General features: G+C 67.6%; 20 protein-coding genes and 1 pseudogene. 8 read left to right on the top strand and 13 right to left on the bottom strand.

Annotated features, from left to right (window positions below):
• Positions 1–335: 335 nt before the first annotated feature.
• A protein-coding gene (locus ACOZ38_RS28845; protein ID WP_424537099.1) for an IS3 family transposase occupies positions 336–1,546 on the bottom strand; the annotation gives its coding sequence in 2 pieces (ribosomal slippage) (positions 336–1,243 and positions 1,243–1,546; 1,212 coding nt in all).
• 113 nt (positions 1,547–1,659) lie between these two features.
• Here ACOZ38_RS28845 and ACOZ38_RS28840 point away from each other — a divergent pair.
• From ACOZ38_RS28840 to ACOZ38_RS28820, 5 genes are all read left to right on the top strand, one after another.
• Complete coding sequence (locus tag ACOZ38_RS28840; protein ID WP_424534299.1) at positions 1,660–1,983, top strand: hypothetical protein; 324 nt, start codon at positions 1,660–1,662, stop codon at positions 1,981–1,983.
• Positions 1,980–2,807 (top strand): sensor histidine kinase, encoded by an 828-nt coding sequence (locus ACOZ38_RS28835; protein WP_424534298.1) that lies wholly within the window; start codon positions 1,980–1,982, stop codon positions 2,805–2,807. Before ACOZ38_RS28840 ends, ACOZ38_RS28835 begins: the two co-directional genes overlap by 4 nt.
• 381 nt (positions 2,808–3,188) lie before the next feature.
• Positions 3,189–3,971 carry a PP2C family protein-serine/threonine phosphatase gene (locus ACOZ38_RS28830; RefSeq protein WP_424534297.1) on the top strand — a complete coding sequence of 261 codons (783 nt, stop codon included), beginning with the start codon at positions 3,189–3,191 and terminating at the stop codon, positions 3,969–3,971.
• A complete protein-coding gene (locus tag ACOZ38_RS28825; protein WP_424534296.1) occupies positions 3,952–4,431 on the top strand; it encodes a PP2C family protein-serine/threonine phosphatase in 480 nt (159 codons plus the stop codon). Before ACOZ38_RS28830 ends, ACOZ38_RS28825 begins: the two co-directional genes overlap by 20 nt.
• Positions 4,432–4,532: 101 nt before the next feature.
• On the top strand, positions 4,533–4,730 hold the full coding sequence (locus ACOZ38_RS28820) for a Tn3 family transposase (protein ID WP_424534295.1): 198 nt from the start codon (positions 4,533–4,535) through the stop codon (positions 4,728–4,730).
• A gap of 881 nt (positions 4,731–5,611) precedes the next feature.
• Here ACOZ38_RS28820 and ACOZ38_RS28815 read toward each other — a convergent pair.
• The 12 genes from ACOZ38_RS28815 to ACOZ38_RS28760 all read right to left on the bottom strand — a co-directional run bounded on the left by ACOZ38_RS28815 (position 5,612) and on the right by ACOZ38_RS28760 (position 15,940).
• Positions 5,612–6,769 carry a fatty acid desaturase family protein gene (locus ACOZ38_RS28815; protein WP_424534294.1) on the bottom strand — a complete coding sequence of 386 codons (1,158 nt, stop codon included), beginning with the start codon at positions 6,767–6,769 and terminating at the stop codon, positions 5,612–5,614.
• 11 nt (positions 6,770–6,780) lie between these two features.
• Positions 6,781–7,956, bottom strand: a complete 1,176-nt coding sequence (locus ACOZ38_RS28810; RefSeq protein WP_424534293.1) for a ferredoxin reductase — start codon at positions 7,954–7,956, stop codon at positions 6,781–6,783.
• Between the two features lie 437 nt (positions 7,957–8,393).
• The gene (locus ACOZ38_RS28805) at positions 8,394–9,191 is read right to left on the bottom strand and encodes a recombinase family protein (RefSeq protein ID WP_424534292.1); all 798 of its coding nucleotides are present in this window, start codon (positions 9,189–9,191) and stop codon (positions 8,394–8,396) included.
• Between the two features lie 100 nt (positions 9,192–9,291).
• Complete coding sequence (locus ACOZ38_RS28800) at positions 9,292–10,254, bottom strand: LysR family transcriptional regulator (protein WP_424534291.1); 963 nt, start codon at positions 10,252–10,254, stop codon at positions 9,292–9,294.
• A 59-nt stretch (positions 10,255–10,313) separates the two neighbouring features.
• A protein-coding gene (locus tag ACOZ38_RS28795; RefSeq protein ID WP_424534228.1) for an IS3 family transposase occupies positions 10,314–11,779 on the bottom strand; the annotation gives its coding sequence in 2 pieces (ribosomal slippage) (positions 10,314–11,440 and positions 11,440–11,779; 1,467 coding nt in all).
• A 149-nt stretch (positions 11,780–11,928) separates the two neighbouring features.
• Positions 11,929–12,126 carry a hypothetical protein gene (locus ACOZ38_RS28790; RefSeq protein ID WP_424534290.1) on the bottom strand — a complete coding sequence of 66 codons (198 nt, stop codon included), beginning with the start codon at positions 12,124–12,126 and terminating at the stop codon, positions 11,929–11,931.
• Positions 12,127–12,290: 164 nt separating this feature from the next.
• Entirely contained in the window at positions 12,291–12,464 is a 174-nt protein-coding gene (locus ACOZ38_RS28785) for a CsbD family protein (protein ID WP_424534289.1), read from the bottom strand.
• Positions 12,465–12,711: 247 nt separating this feature from the next.
• Complete coding sequence (locus ACOZ38_RS28780) at positions 12,712–13,023, bottom strand: UBP-type zinc finger domain-containing protein (protein WP_424534288.1); 312 nt, start codon at positions 13,021–13,023, stop codon at positions 12,712–12,714.
• A 263-nt stretch (positions 13,024–13,286) separates the two neighbouring features.
• Positions 13,287–13,859: a DUF6328 family protein gene (locus ACOZ38_RS28775; protein WP_424534287.1), complete on the bottom strand. Its 573-nt coding sequence runs from the start codon at positions 13,857–13,859 to the stop codon at positions 13,287–13,289.
• A gap of 62 nt (positions 13,860–13,921) precedes the next feature.
• On the bottom strand, positions 13,922–15,082 hold the full coding sequence (locus ACOZ38_RS28770) for a protein kinase domain-containing protein (protein ID WP_424534286.1): 1,161 nt from the start codon (positions 15,080–15,082) through the stop codon (positions 13,922–13,924).
• Between the two features lie 74 nt (positions 15,083–15,156).
• Positions 15,157–15,552, bottom strand: coding sequence for an STAS domain-containing protein (locus tag ACOZ38_RS28765; RefSeq protein WP_424534285.1), 396 nt, complete (start codon positions 15,550–15,552; stop codon positions 15,157–15,159).
• A gap of 166 nt (positions 15,553–15,718) precedes the next feature.
• Positions 15,719–15,940: an STAS domain-containing protein gene (locus ACOZ38_RS28760; RefSeq protein WP_424534284.1), complete on the bottom strand. Its 222-nt coding sequence runs from the start codon at positions 15,938–15,940 to the stop codon at positions 15,719–15,721.
• A 665-nt stretch (positions 15,941–16,605) separates the two neighbouring features.
• On the opposite strand from ACOZ38_RS28760, the gene ACOZ38_RS28755 reads away from it, so the two are divergent.
• The 3 genes and pseudogenes from ACOZ38_RS28755 to ACOZ38_RS28745 all read left to right on the top strand — a co-directional run.
• Entirely contained in the window at positions 16,606–16,890 is a 285-nt protein-coding gene (locus ACOZ38_RS28755; protein ID WP_424534283.1) for a GlsB/YeaQ/YmgE family stress response membrane protein, read from the top strand.
• 53 nt (positions 16,891–16,943) lie between these two features.
• Positions 16,944–17,255, top strand: a complete 312-nt coding sequence (locus ACOZ38_RS28750; protein ID WP_424534282.1) for a hypothetical protein — start codon at positions 16,944–16,946, stop codon at positions 17,253–17,255.
• A 139-nt stretch (positions 17,256–17,394) separates the two neighbouring features.
• Positions 17,395–17,652 (top strand): annotated as a pseudogene (locus tag ACOZ38_RS28745) (DUF1206 domain-containing protein); the annotation flags it as partial.
• Positions 17,653–17,654: the final 2 nt, after the last annotated feature.

The raw sequence follows: 17,654 nt of genomic DNA, 5'->3' as shown, positions 1-17,654 counted from the left end.
GCATTCCGTGCGCTCCCGCTGACGTTTGCCAACAATTGGTCGTGGGTCTCCCTCTGGCCGGTAAGGAGTTCTCTCGGGGTGTGCATCTGGTCGCGAGGGGGTGATCAGGGTGAGCGCGTGGCGTAGCTGCTCGATCCGGGCCCGCCTGACCGTGGTGGCCAGCGCCGTGTTGGCGCTGATCTGCACCGCCGTTGCGGTGTTCGTCCTGGTGGCGGTACGTGAGGCCGCCATCGAGTATCGGACGAAGCAGCTCGTCGACCGCGCGGTGGAAGTGGCCGAGTATGTACGCCACCACGGCGTATCGGGGGTTCACCCCAAAGTGTGGACACCAGCTGTCATGCGGCGAGCAGGACCCTATCGGACTGCTGCTCGTAGGTGATGGGGCTGAGGTAGTTCAGCCGGGAGTGCCTGCGTCGGGTGTTGTAGCGGGTGATCCACTTGAAGACCTCCAGACGGGCTTGGCGGGCCGAGGACCAGCGTTTGGCGCCCTGCAGCGTCTCGCGTTTGAGGGTGGCGTTGAACGCCTCGGCGGCAGCGTTGTCCGCGCTCGTCCCGACGGCGCCCATCGACTGGCGCACCCCCAATTCCTTGCAGAGGACGGCGAACTCGGCGGAGGTGTATTGCGCCCCGTGATCGGTGTGGAAGAGCGCCCCGGCCAGGTCCCCGCCCCTGGTGGCGGCGGCTGCTCGCAGCGCGTCGGACACCAGCTCGGTGCGCATGTGGTCGGCGATCGACCAGCCCGCCAGGCGGCGTGAATGCAGGTCCAGCACGGTCGCGAGATAGAGGAACCGTCCCTCGCCGACGGGCAGATAGGTGATATCGCCCACGTACCGCTGGTTCGGCGCGGGCGCGGTGAAGTCCCGCTTGAGCAGGTCGGGCACTTTGTGATGCGAGGGTTCGGGCGCTGTGGTGCGGACCTTCTTGCGCAGGTGCAGCCCGATGATGCCGAAGACGCGCATGACCCTGGCCACCCGCTTGTGGTTGATCCGCCGGCCCGTATCCCGCAGCTGCGCGGTCACCCGCGGGCTGCCGTAGGTGCCCTCGAAGCCTGCGTGGATCTCGGTGATCTGCGCCGCGAGCGCGGCGTCGGCCGCCGCACGCGCGGCCCTGGCCGGTGCGGCGGCCAGCCACCGGTAGAACCCCGAGCGGGAGACCTCAAGAACACGGCACAGTCGCTTCACCCCGAAGGTGTCACGGTGGTCGGCGACGAACTGGAAGCGACTCACCAGTTGGTCTCGCCCGCGAAATACTTAGCCGCCCGGCGCAGAATGTCGCGCTCCAGCTCAAGTTCCCGGATCCGGGCTTTGAGCTGCCTGTTCTCTTCTTCCACGGGGTCGGACAGTACCGGGCCGCCCGGCGGCTGCCTTGCCGGCCCTGCCTTCTTGCCGGCCGTGCCCGCCGCCTGCGCCTGGCGCACCCACAGGCGCAGCGTCTCACGGCTGATCCCCAGATCTCTGGCCACCGAAGCGATCGTCCGCGCCGGGTCCGACAGATACAACGCGACGGCATCGGCTTTGAACTCAGCCGAGTAGGACTTCATGGCCACGAGGAACTCCTTGCTCTCCAGATCTCCATGATCTGGCACTCAAGGTGTCCACACCTCGGGGGGAGGGCCCATCCTCCCTCCTGTCGCCGGGCAGGTCAGACGAGGCGGTTCAGGTGTTCAATCCGGTCGGCATCATGGTCGCCGCCACCCCGGACATGGCGGGCAAGCCGCCGATGACGAACTTGCAGCCCGATGTCGATTTGTTCGCGACCGAGAGCCGGTGCGACGGGCGTGTGTTCCCCGGCGAGTGCAAGATCGTGGTCGCCTTTCCTTTCCATTGGGCCAACGGGGTCTGGCGGCTCGACATGGCCGTTCCCGCCGTCCCTTGGTATGTGGGCCCTGGGCTGCTGGTCCCGCTCGCCGCCGGGTGGCTCCTGCTGGTCGGCGCGACCGCGCTCGGCGCCTACCGCACCGTCGGCAAGACCCTGGAGCGGTGAGCGCCATCAGCGGCAAGCTCGCCAAGATCACCGCGAGTGACCTCGGCCACCGGGTGCCGGTGCCAAAGTACCAAGACGAGCTCCGAGACCTGGCCGAGACCGCGAACCGGACCCTGGACCGGGCCCAGTCGGCGGTCGAACAGCAACTCCGCTTCGCCTCCGATGCCTCCCACGATCTGCGCAGCCCGCTGACCGCCATGCGCACGCAGATCGAGGAAGCGCTCATGTACCCCGAGGAGACCGACTGGCCAAAAACCGCCACCTCGCTCCTGGACAGCGTGGAACGCCTCGAAGATCTGGTCACCGACCTGTTGCAGATCGCCCGGCTGGACGCGGGCATCAGCGGCCGACACGATGTGATCAGCCTGACCGACCTGGTCAGATGCGAGCTGGACCGGCGGCCACGCAGGGCCGCGGTGCTCCGCCACCTCACCCCAGGGGTGATAGTCGACGGGGAGCGGATCGGATTGACCCGGCTGCTGAACAACCTGCTGGACAACGCCGAACGGCACGCCGACTCCGCCATCACCGTCACCCTCACCCTTGAGGCAGGCACAGCGGTGCTGGAGATGTGTGACGACGGCGAGGGCGTCGCCCCCGACCAGCGCGAGGTCATCTTCCAGCGGTTCACCCGCCTGGAAGCCTCCCGAAGGAAAGACGCCGGCGGCACCGGACTTGGCCTGCCGATCGCCCGGCAGATCGCCGAAGCACACGGAGGCACCCTCACCATCGAAGACAGCCCCCGCGGCGCACGGTTCATGCTGCGCATCCCCGGCCGCGCCGCGCCTGCCGCAGATCACACGCACCGGACGGAGAGGGGGTGAGGTCAGGACGCACAGGCACACGACGTCTCGACATATCGAGATTCGCGACGGGGACGCGGTTGGGGTATGGAGGGATCACCACCAACCCCAACCCCGACACCAGGCCTCGACCCGCGTCGGCTCGCTAACGCCGCTGGCCGTTCCGTTGTCTCAGCCCCGAACCCACCGGTGAGGTCCGGTACCGAGGGGACGAACCGGCTGATCAAGGACGCCGCCCGCGTGGCGTTCGGCTTCGGCAACCTCGTCGATCAACGCTGCCGCATACGGTTGGCCTGCACACATCAAACGATCAACACAGCGGTATGAGGGTGAGCGCCCCTCTCAAAGTCGAAGAGCCCGTAAAGCTGGGCAGGCTGTCGGGCGAGCGAGAGGAAAGCAGCGGTGGAGAAGGGGCGGTCGAAGCGCAGGGTTGCGGTGGATCTGTCGGAGGGATTCGGCGAGCGGCTGCTGGGACAGCTGCTGGACCGGGCTCATGAGATGCCGCCGCAGCTCATCGCTCCGCTGGTGGCGGAGGAGGTGCGCAGGATCGGTGGCCGGGATGTGTCGGTCCTGCCGCAGTGCTACGAGCAGCTCGAACTGGTTCCGCTGCCGGGCAGGGGGCTCACCGTCGGCGAGGCTTTCCCGATCGACGGTTCCCGGGCGGGCGAGGCGTTTCTCAGACTGGCCACGGTCGAGGATGTCCAGGACGACGGCGTGCGGATGTATCTGCCGTTGCTGGACGGGAGCGACGAGGTCGGGGTGATGGCCCTGACCCTGGACACGGTCGAGGACGACGACCGACGGCTGCTGCGGCGGCTGGCCGGTCTGGTCGCCGACATGCTGGTGACCAAGAACAGCTACACCGACCAGTTCTTCCAGGCTCGGCGGCGCCAGCCGATGAGTCTGGCCGCGGAGATCCAGTGGTCGCTGCTGCCGCCGCTGTCGATGAACACCCCGCAGGTCTCTGTCGCGGGCATCCTGGAGCCGGCCTACAACATTGCTGGGGACAGCCTGGACTACGCCCTCAACGACGACATCCTGCATCTGGCCATCATCGACGCGATGGGCCACGGCCTGAACGCTTCCGTGCTGGCGACCGTCGCCGTGAGCGCCTACCGGCCACGCCCGACGCGCAGATGTCGGCCTCGCCGAGCTGTACACCTTCATGGACAGAGCTATCGATGAACAGTTCGGCCCCGACCAGTTCGTCACCGCGCAGATGATGCGCCTGGACATCGGAACGGGCCATCTGCAGTGGGTCAACGCCGGCCACCCGGCGGCACTGCTGATTCGTGGCCACCGAGTCGTGCGGGTGCTGGAGCACCCGGGGACGCTACCGGTCGGCTTCGGCGGCGCCGAACCACTGATCTCCTCCATGGATCTTCAGCAGGGTGACCGGTTGATGTTCTATACCGACGGCCTCGTCGAGGAACACCACAAAGGTCACGAACCGTTCGGCGAAGAACGCATGATCGACATCATCGAGCGCGTCGGGCCCACCGCACGAGGCGTGCAGCACATGGCCCGAAACCTGTCCCACACACTCAAGCGCGAGAGGGGCGGGTTGACCAGCGACGACGCAACCATCTTCCTCATCGAATGGCGCGGCGGCACCGCCGACCATCTCGCCACGCTGGATATCTAGCCGGTGAACCGACCGCTGCCGGGAGGGTTCTCCCGAACGCGGCCCCAGCCCCAAAATGCGGCCCCAGCCCCAAAATAGAGCGCCGTGCCAGCTCACCAAGGGTGACCGTTGCCGAGATCGAGGCCAACTACGCCGACACCCAGGGTGCCAGCCTGGTCGGAATCGCCTTCACCGAACTGCTCGGGTTCAAGCTGTTGCCCCGGCTGAAGAACATCGGCGCGATCCAGCTCTACGCCCCGACGCGGCCTGGCCGAAACTGGAGAAGATCCTCAAGACGCGGCCCATCGACTGGGATCTGATCACCCGTAATTACGACCAGATGATCAAGTACGCGACCGCGCTGTCTCATAGGCGGTCACTCGTGAAACAGCGGGCCGCCCGGTGGTCATGCTGGGCGTTTCCTTTTCATGGGTCGTTGCATACGGATAGACGGGTGAAACACACCCATGAAACGATCCTGAGGTGAGCGACGACGACTTCCTGCGTGTGGAGGCCCACGACTACGACCCAGCGGTCACATGACCCCGGACATATATCGGCACATCCGTCCCATGAGGGGAGGCGACCGGGCGCTTCCAGTCAACGCCACCCGCCAGGATGCGGATACGGGCGTTCGCAGCAAGGCTCATCTTCGACGCTGATCACCAGAGCGCCGCTCCACGGCCTGCAGGATGATCAGGCGCATGAGATCAACAATCACCTACCAGTCGGTACATCCATGCTGAGATCAAACAGACCAGCTGCTGCACCAGCACATCGCCGTCGACCTGCGGCGGGAGGCTTAGCGTTCAATTCCAGCCGGATAGTCCCAGCGACCCGGTTCAGACGAACCCAAGGGAGAACAGCCCATAGAACGTGAAGACCCTCGGGTTCATCCTGAGGACCCTTCGGTTCACTCGAACCCTGGGTAGTCGAGGGGGCAGATCAAGTAAGCCCGAAAGGGGCATTGGGCGGCGGCAGCGGGCGTGAGCCGGCCTGAGGTGTTGCGTTAGGGCCCAGTTGGCTGGCATGACGCACTCAACCTGCGCCTCGAGCACTGACCCCCGCGCCGCGCACAGCCATCGACGATTTCCTTTCGGCAACCCGCCAGGCCCGTGGGCCAGGGCCGGGATCGCGGCCCTGGACGGTGTTCGGACCCGTGTTTCCCGGCCGCCCCAGGTAGCGGCGGACGCTTTCCCCGTCAATCTGCTCTCATCGCCCTGGGCACGGTCAGGGCGTCCAGGGTCAGGCCACGGGCTTTGAGCTTCCTGGCTGGCGAAGAGACCGCCGGTGGCCGCTGTCCGGGCCCTGGCAACGCCAACCGCAGGACGCGCTTCCAGACCGAGCCTGCCTGACGGGCCAGTGAATCGGATGTATAGGCGAGACCGAACCGCTCACACAGGGCCCGGACCCGGGGCGCGATCTCGGCGTACCGGTTGCTGGGCAGGTCGGGGAACAGATGGTGTTCAATCTGATGGCTCAGGTTGCCGCTCATGATGTGGAACAGGCGGCCGCCGTCGATGTTGCACGAGCCGAGAAGCTGGCGCAGGTACCATTCACCCCGGGTCTCACCTTGGAGCCGGTCCTCGGTGAAGACTTCGGCGCCTTCGGGAAAGTGGCCGCAGAAGATGATGGTGTGCGACCACACGTTGCGGGCCAGGTTCGCGGTCAGGTTGCCGAGCAGGACGGGCAGGAAGGCCGGACCGGCGAGCAGCGGAAAGGCGATGTAGTCCTTGACTATTTGCCGTTGTACCTTGCCTGCGACGGCGCGCAGCTGGGCCATGGCCTCCTTCAGGCTCTTCTTCCCAGACGGGATGCGCTCGAGCTCCAGGTCGTATATCGCGATGCCGTACTCGAAGAACAGGGCCAGCAGGATGTTGTAGAACGGCTGGGCGAGGTAGACCGGATGCCACTGCTGCTCCGGGCTGATCCGCAACGCCGAATAGCCGATATCCCGATCCTTGCCGAGCACGTTCGTCCAGGTGTGGTGGACGAAGTTGTGCGAGTGCTTCCACTGGTCGGCTGGGCAGGCGCTGTCCCACTCCCAGGTGGTCGAGTGGATCTTCGGATCGCGCATCCAGTCCCACTGCCCATGCAGGACGTTGTGGCCGATCTCCATGTTCTCAAGGATCTTCGCGGTGGCCAGCGCCGCGGTCCCGGCGGCCCAGGCGGGCGGCAGCCAGGAGGCGAAGAGCAGCACCCGACCGCCCACTTCCAGCTTGCGCTGGGTGGCGATGATGCCGCGGATGTAGCGCGCGTCCTGCTCGCCAAGGCTGGCGAGCACCTCGTCGCGGATCTTGTCCAGTTCCCGGCCGAACTCTTCGGCATCCGCCCGGGTGAGATGCGATGTGGCAGGCATGTACGTTCCTCTCAAAGCTCAATCTCGATGGGACCGGCGGCGGCCGACACGCAGGTCTGGATCAGGTTCCCCGCTTCACCGTGGACCTGGCGGGTGCGCAGGTCACGTACTCGACCGGAGCGGAGGCGCCCGACGCAGCTGTAGCAGATGCCCATGCGGCAGCCGCTCGGCATGAGAACCCCCGCATCCTCGCCGACAGTCAGCAACGGCGTTGCGCCGTCGGCATCCGCCTCCCGGCCGCTCTTGGTGAAACGCACGCGTCCGCCCGCACCGTCGGATGCCAGGACCGTCGGGCGGAAGTGCTCGATGTGCAGCCGATCCACCGGTCCGGTCCAGTGCGCCGCGACCTCGTCGAGCATCGCGGCCGGCCCGCAGGCCCAGATGGAACGCTGTGCCCAGTCCGGGCAGAGGCCGGCCAAGTCCGCCGGCCTGAGCCGTCCCTCGCTCCGAGTGTGCCGCTCATACAGCCGCAGGTGCGGGGATCGCGCGGCGAGGTGCCGAAGCCGTTCACCGAAGATGACGTCCTGGGGTGTCGGCGCCGAGTGCACCAGCACCACGTCGGGCAGCGCGCGTCGCTCCTGCACGGGTGGCCACTTCGCGTGAACGGCTTTGGTGCCCGCCGGGGAAGCCTCCGCGCTGCTGCGGCCAGGACCCGTGGAGGTCTCACTGGCCAGCAAACTGCTCAGTATCGCCATCACCGGTGTGATGCCGCTGCCGGCGGTCAGGAACAGCAGACGCGGCGGTGGTGGCTCCGGGACAACGAACTCACCCTCCGGCCCGGCCAGCCTGACAATCGTCCCCGGCGCCGTGCGCCGTGCGAGGTGATTCGAGACGAGCCCGTCCGGGATCGCTTTGACCGTGATCGTGAAGCAGCCGTCGGGCCGTTTCGGCGGTGACGACAGCGAATAGGCCCGCCAGTGGCGTCTGCCCTGGATATCGACGCCGATCCGTACCCATTGGCCGGAGCGGTGTGCGCTCCAACCACGGCCGGGGCGGATCACCAGGGTGGCCGCGTCGGCGGTTTCGGGGTATACACCCTCGACCCGGCCGCGCAGTTCCTCAGCCGACCAGAGCGGGTCCAACAACCCCAGGTAGTCCTCCGGCAGCAACGGTGTCGACAGCCACTGGGCGGCCTTCGCCAGCCGCCGCAGAACCGTCGGCCCAGGCGAGCTGAATTCTGCACTCACCCTACCCACAGGCCCCTCCTGGGGCACTGCCGAGCGAATCCTTCGGCTCCGAATGCCCGCAGTGATCACGGTGCGCGACCGAGCAGCGTCCTGGCTCAACTTCCCAAGCATCACGAACCTGGGGTTTTCCGCCCGCCCGCGAGAGCGACCTGCACATCAGAGCTCGCCGTGATCGCCGTCACCGCGTCGATAGGCGCCAGGCAGCGAATGGAAAGCGGCATCCATCGCATTCGCCGGCAGCTCAGGCGCGTTTGCAACGATCATGACACGTGGTCGCCTTTCGACGCGGAAGGGGCCGGCCCTGCCGACCGTATCCAGGTGATACCCGCTGATTCATAAAGGGGTCGCCGTAGCATCCGCCGAAAATCCAATATTTGCCTGACCACGGATACCGCTGAGAATCATGTCGCCACTGCCTCATGCGCCGGGGGCGGTCGTCAGTGATCGGTGACCACCAAGGGCGGCCGCGCGGTCGGCGGGGGTCGGCAGAGTGTATTGGCGGGTGGCGTCCAGGCGTTCGTGGCCCATGAGTTCGCGACCAGGACCAGGTCCGTCCAAGCCCGCACCAGCTGGGTGCCGAAGGTGTGGCGCAGGACGTGCGGGGCGAACGGTTCGCCGGGTTCCTCGCCCAGGTCGGCGTCGCGGCCGAGGCCGGTGATGATGTCGCGGGCGGCGGGGTCGGTGAGCCGTCCGCCGCGGGCGTTCAGCAGCAGCGCGTTGGTGTCGGCGCCGGGCCAGGCAGGACGCTCGCTCAGCCATGTCTGCAGTTCGGCCAGGACACTCAGCATGCCGAACATGGCCCAGCCTTCCATGGTGGAGGTGTCGATGCCTTGTTCGATCACATGTAGGTTGACGCCTCGCTCGCGGAGTTGGGCGCCGAGGGTGACCAGGTGCAGGACGGAGCGGCCAAGCCGGTCCAGCCGGGTGGTCTTCAAGGTGTCGTCGTCGCGCAGAAGCTTCAGGACCCAGGTCGAGCTGGGCCGGAAGGCCTTGGCACCGCTGGCGGTGTCGATGCAGATGTCGCCTTCGGCGACGCTAGCCCGGATGAGGGCGTCGATTTGGTGGTCGGGGTTCTGGTCGGCGGTGGAGACCGCGCGTAGCCGAAAGTTATGTGTCGGAATGTAGCTGACGACCGTTGGCCGACGTTGATTTACGACGCGAGTTGCCGACACTGCCTGCCTGCGGTGACGTGATCGGGGCAATGGCGTCGGTAAGGGAGGGTTCGCCGACACCACCAGCGCCCCGCCTCCGGTCGTCATCGGTGGGCTGGAGGGATCTCAGCCCCGGGGTGCCGGCCGACAGGCGGCCGCCCAATGACCAGGACGCGGAGGCGCGTCAGGCGGTTTCATCGCCTTGGCCGATGACCGCTGGCGCGTCCGCGGACGACGTCGGCTGCTCGGAGGGTCGCAGCCAGCCGAGCCGCTGGGCGAGTCCCCTCGCGTCGTGGATGACGGTGGCCAGGTGGGGGGAGGGGTTGCCTTCGCGCCACAGCAGTGACCAGGGGTAGTGCGTGACGGGTTCGGTCAGCGGCCGCCAGATGGTGCCCGGCCGGTTGGAGGTGCGGGAGGAGGAGGGGATGCAATGCACGCAGCGATGCTGGAGCACCAGGTCGGCGGCGGCGCGGGTGCTCTCGACGGTTCCCTCGTAGACCGTGGGCGCGAACCCGGCCGAGCGGCACAGCTCGATGACGAACTGGTTGAGCTCCGGTGTCTGGCCTTCCTCGCCGAGCAGCAGGAGCTCGTCGGCGAGGGCGGCGACGGGTACACCGTCCTGGGCGGCGAAGCGATGGTCCTGGGGGATCAGCACGCCGAGCGGGTCGAGCCTGATCAGCTCGGAAGCCACCGCGGGCGGGGTCTGGGAGGCGCGTCCGATTCCGATGTCCAGGCGCCCGTCGGCCAGTTGCCGGTATTGCTCGGGGGTGCCCGCTTCGACCTGGTGGATGGTGAAATCCGGATGGCTGCGCTGGACCTCGCGCAGGATCTGGGGCATGGAGTCGTAGGCGGCGTCGATGATGCCGACGCGCAGCGTCGGCGATGACGCGACGGCGTTACGCGCGGCCAGCGCCGCGCGGCTCACGTGGTCCAGGATCTGGCGCGCCTCGATGAGGAAGGCGGCGCCCGCCGGGGTCAGGTCGACATGGTGGGTGCTGCGATCCAGCAGCCGCACCCCCAGTTCGCGCTCAAGCCTCTGCACCTGCTGGCTCAGCGCGGACTGCACGATGTGCTCGCGGGCGGCGGCCCGGCCGAAGTGCAGCTCTTCGGCCAGCGTCACGAAATAGCGCAGCTGGCGTAATTCCATGCCCCGCCACCCCTTCCCGATCCGGAACCTGTCAATTTGATCAAGGCAGCTGAGATGGTCTAATTCTGTGTCAGCTTTTCTTGTTCGTCCTTGTGGTCGAGGTTGTTGGGCTTGTTGATCCATGCCGGTCCGGGAAGGTCGGGCGGGGTGGGCATGCCGCCGGAGGCGAACCGCTCGGGATGGGTGGCCTGGGCGGCGACCAGGATGCGGGCGCGCCGATCGCGGACGATGTCGGCCTGGCCGTAGTGCACGTCGGCGGGATGGTGGTAGCCGATCCCGGAGTGGTAGTGATCGTGGTTGTACCAGGCGTAGAACTCCTGGCAGAAGACGCGAGCGTCCTGGATCGAGCCGAAGTGGCCGGGGAAGGCCGGGCAGTACTTCAGCGTCTTGAAGCTCGCTTCGACGTGCGGGTTGTCGTTGCTTGTCTTGGGACGGCTGTGCGACTTGGCCACGCCCAGGTCGATGAGCAATTCGGCGACGGTCTTGGACTTCATCGACGAGCCGCGGTCGGCGTGCAGGGTGAGCGTGCCGGGGTCGATGGCCTGCTTGGCCGCCGTGGCCTTGATGAGCCGCTTGGCCAGCTCGGCCGACTCGCGAGAGGCGACCATCCAGCCGACGACGCAGCGACTGTAGATGTCGATGATCGTGTACAGGTGGTACCAGACGCCTTTGCCCGGGCCGCGCAGCTTGGTGATGTCCCAGGCCCACACCCGGTTGGGCGCCTCAGCGAACAGCTCGGGAATCGTCTTGGGCGGATGGGTGGCGTGACGTCGCCGATCACGGCCGACCTCGCCGTGCTCGCGCAAGATCCGGTACATCGTGGACTCAGAGGCCAGGTAGGTGCCCTCGTCCAGCAACGTGAAGTACGCCGTGGCCGGCGCCGCGTCGGCGAACCGCTCGTTGAGTACGGTGCGGACGTGGTCGCGCTCGCCCTGCGATAGCGCCGCGGGATGTGGCTTGCGTGGGGTGAGCGGGCGCGTGGGAGCGGGGCTCCTGCGGTTCTTGCGGTACCAGTTGGCCTGTGGCACCCCGGCCGCCGCACATGCCTTGCGACGCCCGAGCAGCGGGGTCAACTCCTCGATCGCCTCGGCTTGGGCGGCGTCGATGAGCTCGGTCACTGCTCGCCCCGACTCGTCGAACTCTCGCTGCCGGTGGCGAGCTGATCCAGCAGCGCGAAGAGCTTTCCCTGCACCTCGATCACCTGGCGGGTCTTGCCGAGTTCGGCACGCAGCCGCTCGACCTCCCCCTCCAGCTCCCCGATCTTCTTATCGCGCGGGTCGGCTTTGGGGCGACCGACCGGCCGGGCCAGCGCCTCGGCCGCGCCGTGGTCTCGGGCCGTCCTCCAGCTGGAGATCAGCGATGAGTACAGGCCCTCCCTGCGCATCAGCGCGCCTTTGCCGGCCTTGTCGAGCTGGTCGTACTCCTCCAGGATCCGGGCCTTGTACGCCGCCGAGTACCGGCGGACCGCTGCACGCTCACGCACCTGCGGGTCAGGGATCTGCGGATCCGATTTGCCTGCTCCCACGAAGGGATGTCTCCTTCCCCGCCCTCAGCACAGAGTTTTATGCCTGTTTGCTACCTCTGTCTAGTTTGGCAGGGAGGGATCAGGCCGCGCCGATATGGACCGTCGTCCTGCACTTTAGATCCTCGCGGGGCTTTGACAGGGCCTAACCCTTACTTGCTGGGCTGGGGTGTCTGGCAGGCGATCTTCGGGTTCATGCCGAGGTAGTTGAGGGGGCCTGCCACGATCGTCACGGCGATGGTGGCCACCTGGTTGCAGTTCTCGACCGGTCCTGTGTAGTAGTGGCGTTGGCCTGCCGCGATGACACCGGCGATCAGCCACAGGATCAGCAATATCGATGCGATGCGCATCGGTTCTACCCTCCATCTTCGTCATTGCGCGGGGAGTGCCGGAGGCGATGGGGGACAGAGACCGGTGAGGGAGACTCGGATGGGCGCATCGTGGGGTTGCGGACGTCATCCGGGACCAGGCTCGTAGCCTGGATCCCGCCGGGGCGCCCTGCCGAAGACAGGGTTCAGCGCTTGAAGGCGTCCTTGACCTTCCCGCCGGCCTGCTTCAGGTTGCCCACGACCCGATCGCTCTTGCCTGCGCCCTGCAAGCGCTGATTGCCGGTGGCGCGGCCGAGGCGCTGCCTGGCCCAGCCCCTGACGGCCTGCGCCTTGTCTCTGATCTTCCTACTCAGACTCATCGCGAATTCCCTTCACCGCTCCACTCGACCATCGCCCAGGGAGAGCATTGATCCGTCTCGCTGATCCGTCTCGCCGTCAGCCATGACCGTGTGCAGGCGGACGCTTGCCGCGGTCAAACGGCTTGGAGCTTAAGTGTCCTGCTCGGCCTCGGACGGGGAAACGAGCAATGATCAGGCCGGTTGTCACCGGAATCGATGAGCGTGCGCGGCGGCCGCAGCCGGCATTACGGCGCCGCGAGGACATCGCTCACACGGTCCGTTCGTGCACGTAACACCAGCGCCAGGCCGGATCCGGCTCCAGCGCCGCGACCACCGGATGGTCGGTCTCCTGGTAGTGCTCCCACGCGTGCTTTCCCGGCGAATCATCGGAACAGGCCACCCAGCCGCACGTCAGGCAGGCCAGCAGGCGTGTCCAGGTCAGGCCGAGGGCCAGACAGCCTGCACATTGCGGTACTCCGTGCTCGGTTGCCGGAGATGTATCGAGGTGTTCGCACCGCGGCGCTTGACCGTTCAGGCTGGCGCGTGCGCTCGCCTTCATGCCATCTATGTGCAGGGTCATGACGACCCTCCTAGCGGCGACAGCGGCACGAGGTGTGCCGACTGATCACCCTCCAGTAGACCTGATCGGCCCACCAGCGGAAACGTCCAATCGCAGCAGGCCCCATCACCAGCCGCGATAGCCAGTCCATGGTGCAGGCGGAGGGGCAGGCGAGACATCGGCCTGCCTTTTCCCGGTCGTGCAGGACCCCTCTGATACGCCTGGTCATCGGCCCCGCCGGCGGGCGGGTTGCCGATCACGACTATGTTGCCCGCCGGCTCGCCTTAGCCGCCGCCGCTGCTGTCGTCGACCGGCGCGGCGACCTGAATCGCGGAATCTGTCCGCGGCGGTGGCTGCGGGAGCGGCTCGCCGGTGCGCAGACGGGTCAGCAGGGGCTGGATGAACCATGCCCAGATGATGAAGGCGGCCAGCAGCGCCACCAGGAGCGCGGCCACCCAGTCGACCAGCAGCAGGCGGAAAACGAGCAGGGCGGCGCTGGTGATGGCCACTAGCAACGCCACAGCGCCGGCGATGCCGTACGCGTTGGATCGGCGCATCAGCAGTCCTTTGGCGTTAGCGCCGGCGCGAAACAGGATCCGGTGCTGGGCGGCCGGGGCGATGAAGCAGCCCGAAGCCACCGCGGCCGCGCCCAGCGCCAGGTCCAGCATCCAGTGCTCACGGTCCGGCAGGCGCGTGAAGCCGGCGGAGAACGGCACGGTGAGCAGGAACGCGAACAGCACCTGCACGCCGGTGGTCCCCACCCGGAAGCCTTGCACCAACTCGCCGAATTCCCGGTCGACGCGTTCCTTGGGCGACTCGTCGGTGGCCGGGTCGGAGGGGGGACGATGATGGTCCATGTCTGTCCTGGTCTGTCCTCAGCTCAGCCTGGGGTACCGGCCTTGGGCGGTCGTGCCGCTCGCTAGCCACACCTCCCCTGGGGCGGGGCGCTCGGGTTTGGGGCGCGGCTGATGATGTCGCGGTCTAAGGCCGTGCGTGCCCAGCGGAGCGCGGTGGAGGGATCCAGTCGGTGCGGGATGCGGTCCGCAGGGGTGTAGCTGAGCCACTGGTCGATGAGCCGGCCTAGGTGTTCGGGGACTTCCGGGTTGAGGTGGTCGGCGCGTTCGGGGCGGGTTCCGGCTTGCATCAGGTGGCGGACCTGCAGCAGGTCCGTGCCGGTGCCGGTGCCGGTGCCGGTGCCGGTTTCGATCTCGCGTCGCAGCGGCGCCAGGCCGGTCAGCAGCCAGTAAGCTAGGGCGCCGACGCCGTACAGGTCGGACAGGCCGCTGGGTACGGCGTCGGTGGCGCCGAGTTGCTCGGGGCTGGCGAACCATTTGGTTCCGCCGGGGGACACCGTGGAGACGCTCTCGCCCGCCTGGTGCAGTTGTGACATTCCCCAGTCGATGATCCGGATGTTGGTGAGCCCGTCGAGCACGATGTTCTGCGGCTTGATGTCCAGGTGGATGATGTTGCTCATGGCGGCGGCCTGCAGCCCGGCCAGCACCTGATCCAGGACCGACAGGCCCCACTTCAGCGAGACGCCGGCGCCTGCCCGCTGTTGGAGGTGGAGGTTGAGGCTGCCCGGCTGGTAGAGGGGGGAGATGAGGTAGACCGCCTGGGACCTGCGGTCCTGGCCGGAGTCGACGATCTGCCCGATGTGCGGGTCGTGCAGGCGCATGCCGCGTACTTCCCGCAGGAAGGTGCGGAACCGCTGGGGGTCGCTGTTGGCTTGGTGGAACACCTTGGCCACAACAATGGTGGCGGGGTCGGCGAGTTCGTAGGCCTTGTACAGGGTGGCCATGGCGCTGGCGTCGGCGCTCAGGGGGGCGTAAATGCGCCAGCGGTCGTTGAGCACCATGATCGACGCGGGGCCGTCGCCGTCGACGGGTGCGGGCGCCGGCTGCGTGCTCTGGCCCGCTTGGCTTCTCCGTCGCGGCAGGTGCTGGCTCCGCGCACGCTGCAGCTTGGCTGAGGCGATGATCTGCTCGGCGTCGGAGCGGGCCTGGGCGATGATCGCGGCGGCCTCGATCTGGGCTTCTCGCAGCACCTGATGGCGCAGCCGGTCCAGCTCGGTTGTTGCCACGGCAGGAAGACAAGGGCGCGGCCGAGCGGTCGTCCCGCTGCCGGCTGGGAGAACAGACATAGGCGCACGAAGTCTCAGCGCGCTGCCGCAGGGCCGGACCCGACCCTGCCCCCGACCCTGCCCGTACCCGTGCCGGGGGTGGTGCCGTACATCGGGAAGCTGTGGTCCAGGTGGGTGAGGCGCAGCACCTTGGCCATATTCGGGCGGGGGGCGGCCAGGCCAAGGGTGATGTCCAGGGGTCTGGCGTGGTGTTGGACGCCGACCAGGATGCCTAGCCCGGCGGCGTCGCAGAACAACACCCCGGACAGGTCGAGGATGAGCAGGCTGGTGCTGTGCCGCAAGGCGTGGAGCAGGCGTTCGCGCACCGCCTCGCCGGTGGCGAGGTCGAGCTCACCGCGCAGGTGCACGATGGTGGCGGCGGCAGGGATGAGCCACAGACCTGTCCCGAGGCGGGGGCGGAGGGTGGTCATCAGGTGCTCCGATCGGGGGCAGCGCTTGATGCGGCCTCGCGGCGATAGGGCTTCGCGATGAGGTCGAATGTGGTCGGTGACCGTGCTGCGCAGGTGGCCGCCGGGACCACGCCGGGGGCATCCCCCTGCGCCGGTGGACTCATGAATGAGCTGGGCCAGGCTTGGGTCAGCCGGGGCGCGCCGGCGCCTGCAAGTGGAGACCGGGCGTCTGGTGCCAGCCGGTGAGCTTGAGCAGGCGTTGCACCTGTGGGAGCGCCGACCGCAGCGTCAGAGCATGGTCGCTGCCGCTGTCGTGGAGAGCGGCGGCGTTGACCAGGGCGCGCAGCCCGCCGGTGTCGATGAACGCCAGGCCGCTCAGATCGATACAGAAGCCGCCGCCGCCCGCCATCGAGGCCAGTGCCCGAGTTCAGGGAGGGCATGGTGGAGTGGCCGAGCTCGCCCTCCATCCGGAGGCCCGCACGGTCGGCGAGTGGGGTGATGCGCAGGAGCTGGTCGGCGGTGGTGATCGGGGTTGGCGCGACCACGAGTCGTTCGACCAGGGCTGCGATCACGGGTGCGATCGCGGGAGCGGGGGCGCTGGCGGCGTCCGTGGTGTTCATGCCGGGCTCCTACGTGGGAGGGCGAGACAAGAGGCCCGCGGGTTTGAGGCGGCGGCGTGAACACGTTGCGATGGGTGCCAGCGTGAGTGGTGTCGTGCGGTGCAATGAACTGATCATCTAGCAGGCTCGCCACAACGGAAACCACAGATTTCAGCCAGGCTTATCACCGCGGGCGATCACCGGCCATGAGGCCTGGTTCTTCGGGGCGACCTACCTACGGCGACCCGGTCTCAATGCTGGTTGCGCCACGAAACCTCTTCACCCTGGTGATCGGTCCTGGAGATGGGTCCTTCTCGGATCGCCTGTTTCCGCCCCAGTACGCGTGGGTGTTGACTCGAGGCGAACGAGTTCGACTGTCGGCGCCGGCAATCCTGCGGCGACCGGCCCCCTGCTTCGACCGGTCCGGAAGACCGATCCCGCGCAGACATCGATGCACCGCCAGAGGAGTTCGGCCATGGGCATCATCGCCTGGATCATCCTCGGACTGGTCGCCGGGGTCGTGGCCAGAATGCTGGTCCCCGGCAGAGATCCGCAGGGTTTGATCATCACCCTCCTGCTCGGCATCGCCGGGGCGCTGCTGGGTGGCTTCGTGGCCACCCAGGTGTTCCACGTCTCGGGCATCCAGGGGTTCTTCAACCTGTCCACCTGGATCTGCGCCATCCTCGGCGCGGCGGTCCTGCTGCTCGGCTACAACCTGCTCACCAGTCGCCGTTCGAGCCGCTGGGCCGGCCGCCGATGACCCCGCCCAGCACGCCCCGGAGCTCACGTCTGCCGCGGCGGGGGTGATGCGTGATGCCCATCGCCGCAGCCATCGCGGTCATCATCGTCGGCGCCATCCTCACCTTCGCCCTGGCCGACGGCTCGGTGGGCGGCTTAGACCTGCGCATCGTGGGTGTCATCCTGATGCTCGGCGGCGCCGTCGGGCTTCTGCTGCCCCTGCTGCCACGCAGCAGATCACGCTGGAGCGGATCGACCGTCCGCAGCCGCCAGGACGTCATCGACGACCGAATCGATGACCGGCCGCCGCCCACCCTGATAGACCCACCCGGCGACGACGGCAGACAGGGTCGTACCCGCAGGACCCCCGACAATCGTCGCCTGTGAAAAGGGGGAGCGCCAAGGCCGTACCGGTGACCGCATCCCATCTGAAGCCGTGCGGTACGGCCCGCCGGTTCCGGCGGCGGCCGGCTGCCGCCGCAGCCCCGATTGACGGTCAGGACCAGTCGGCATCTGGAGGTCTGTGATGAGCGGCGTCAAGTCCGCGGGCCGCCGGGCGGCCTCAAGCCGCTGGCTGGAATGGCTGGCCCGGGGAGGGTTCGTGGCGTGCGGTGTCAACTACCTGCTGATCGGCGTGCTGGCGGTACAGATCGGTGTAGGCGCCGGCGGTGAGGCGGCCGACGCCTCAGGAGCGATGCACGCCGTCGTCGCCTACCCCGGCGGTTTCATCGCATTGTGGCTGGTCGCCATCGGTTTCGCCGGGCTGGCGTTGTGGCGGCTGGCCGA

The organism is Sphaerisporangium viridialbum, from assembly GCF_049674955.1.
Taxonomy (GTDB): domain Bacteria; phylum Actinomycetota; class Actinomycetes; order Streptosporangiales; family Streptosporangiaceae; genus Sphaerisporangium; species Sphaerisporangium viridialbum.
Note: the sequence above shows the minus strand (reverse complement) of the source record. Positions and strands in the feature narration are given on the sequence as shown.

Bases quoted from the DNA above. Each gene is read 5' to 3' on its own strand.
- ACOZ38_RS28825 (WP_424534296.1), top strand. From the start codon at position 3,952: ATGGACAGAGCTATCGATGAACAGTTCGGCCCCGACCAGTTCGTCACC.
- ACOZ38_RS28815 (WP_424534294.1), bottom strand. From the start codon at position 6,769: ATGCCTGCCACATCGCATCTCACCCGGGCGGATGCCGAAGAGTTCGGC.
- ACOZ38_RS28800 (WP_424534291.1), bottom strand. From the start codon at position 10,254: ATGGAATTACGCCAGCTGCGCTATTTCGTGACGCTGGCCGAAGAGCTG.
- ACOZ38_RS28790 (WP_424534290.1), bottom strand. From the start codon at position 12,126: ATGCGCATCGCATCGATATTGCTGATCCTGTGGCTGATCGCCGGTGTC.
- ACOZ38_RS28785 (WP_424534289.1), bottom strand. From the start codon at position 12,464: ATGAGTCTGAGTAGGAAGATCAGAGACAAGGCGCAGGCCGTCAGGGGC.
- ACOZ38_RS28780 (WP_424534288.1), bottom strand. From the start codon at position 13,023: ATGACCCTGCACATAGATGGCATGAAGGCGAGCGCACGCGCCAGCCTG.
- ACOZ38_RS28775 (WP_424534287.1), bottom strand. From the start codon at position 13,859: ATGGACCATCATCGTCCCCCCTCCGACCCGGCCACCGACGAGTCGCCC.
- ACOZ38_RS28765 (WP_424534285.1), bottom strand. From the start codon at position 15,552: ATGACCACCCTCCGCCCCCGCCTCGGGACAGGTCTGTGGCTCATCCCT.
- ACOZ38_RS28760 (WP_424534284.1), bottom strand. From the start codon at position 15,940: ATGGCGGGCGGCGGCGGCTTCTGTATCGATCTGAGCGGCCTGGCGTTC.
- ACOZ38_RS28755 (WP_424534283.1), top strand. From the start codon at position 16,606: ATGGGCATCATCGCCTGGATCATCCTCGGACTGGTCGCCGGGGTCGTG.
- ACOZ38_RS28750 (WP_424534282.1), top strand. From the start codon at position 16,944: ATGCCCATCGCCGCAGCCATCGCGGTCATCATCGTCGGCGCCATCCTC.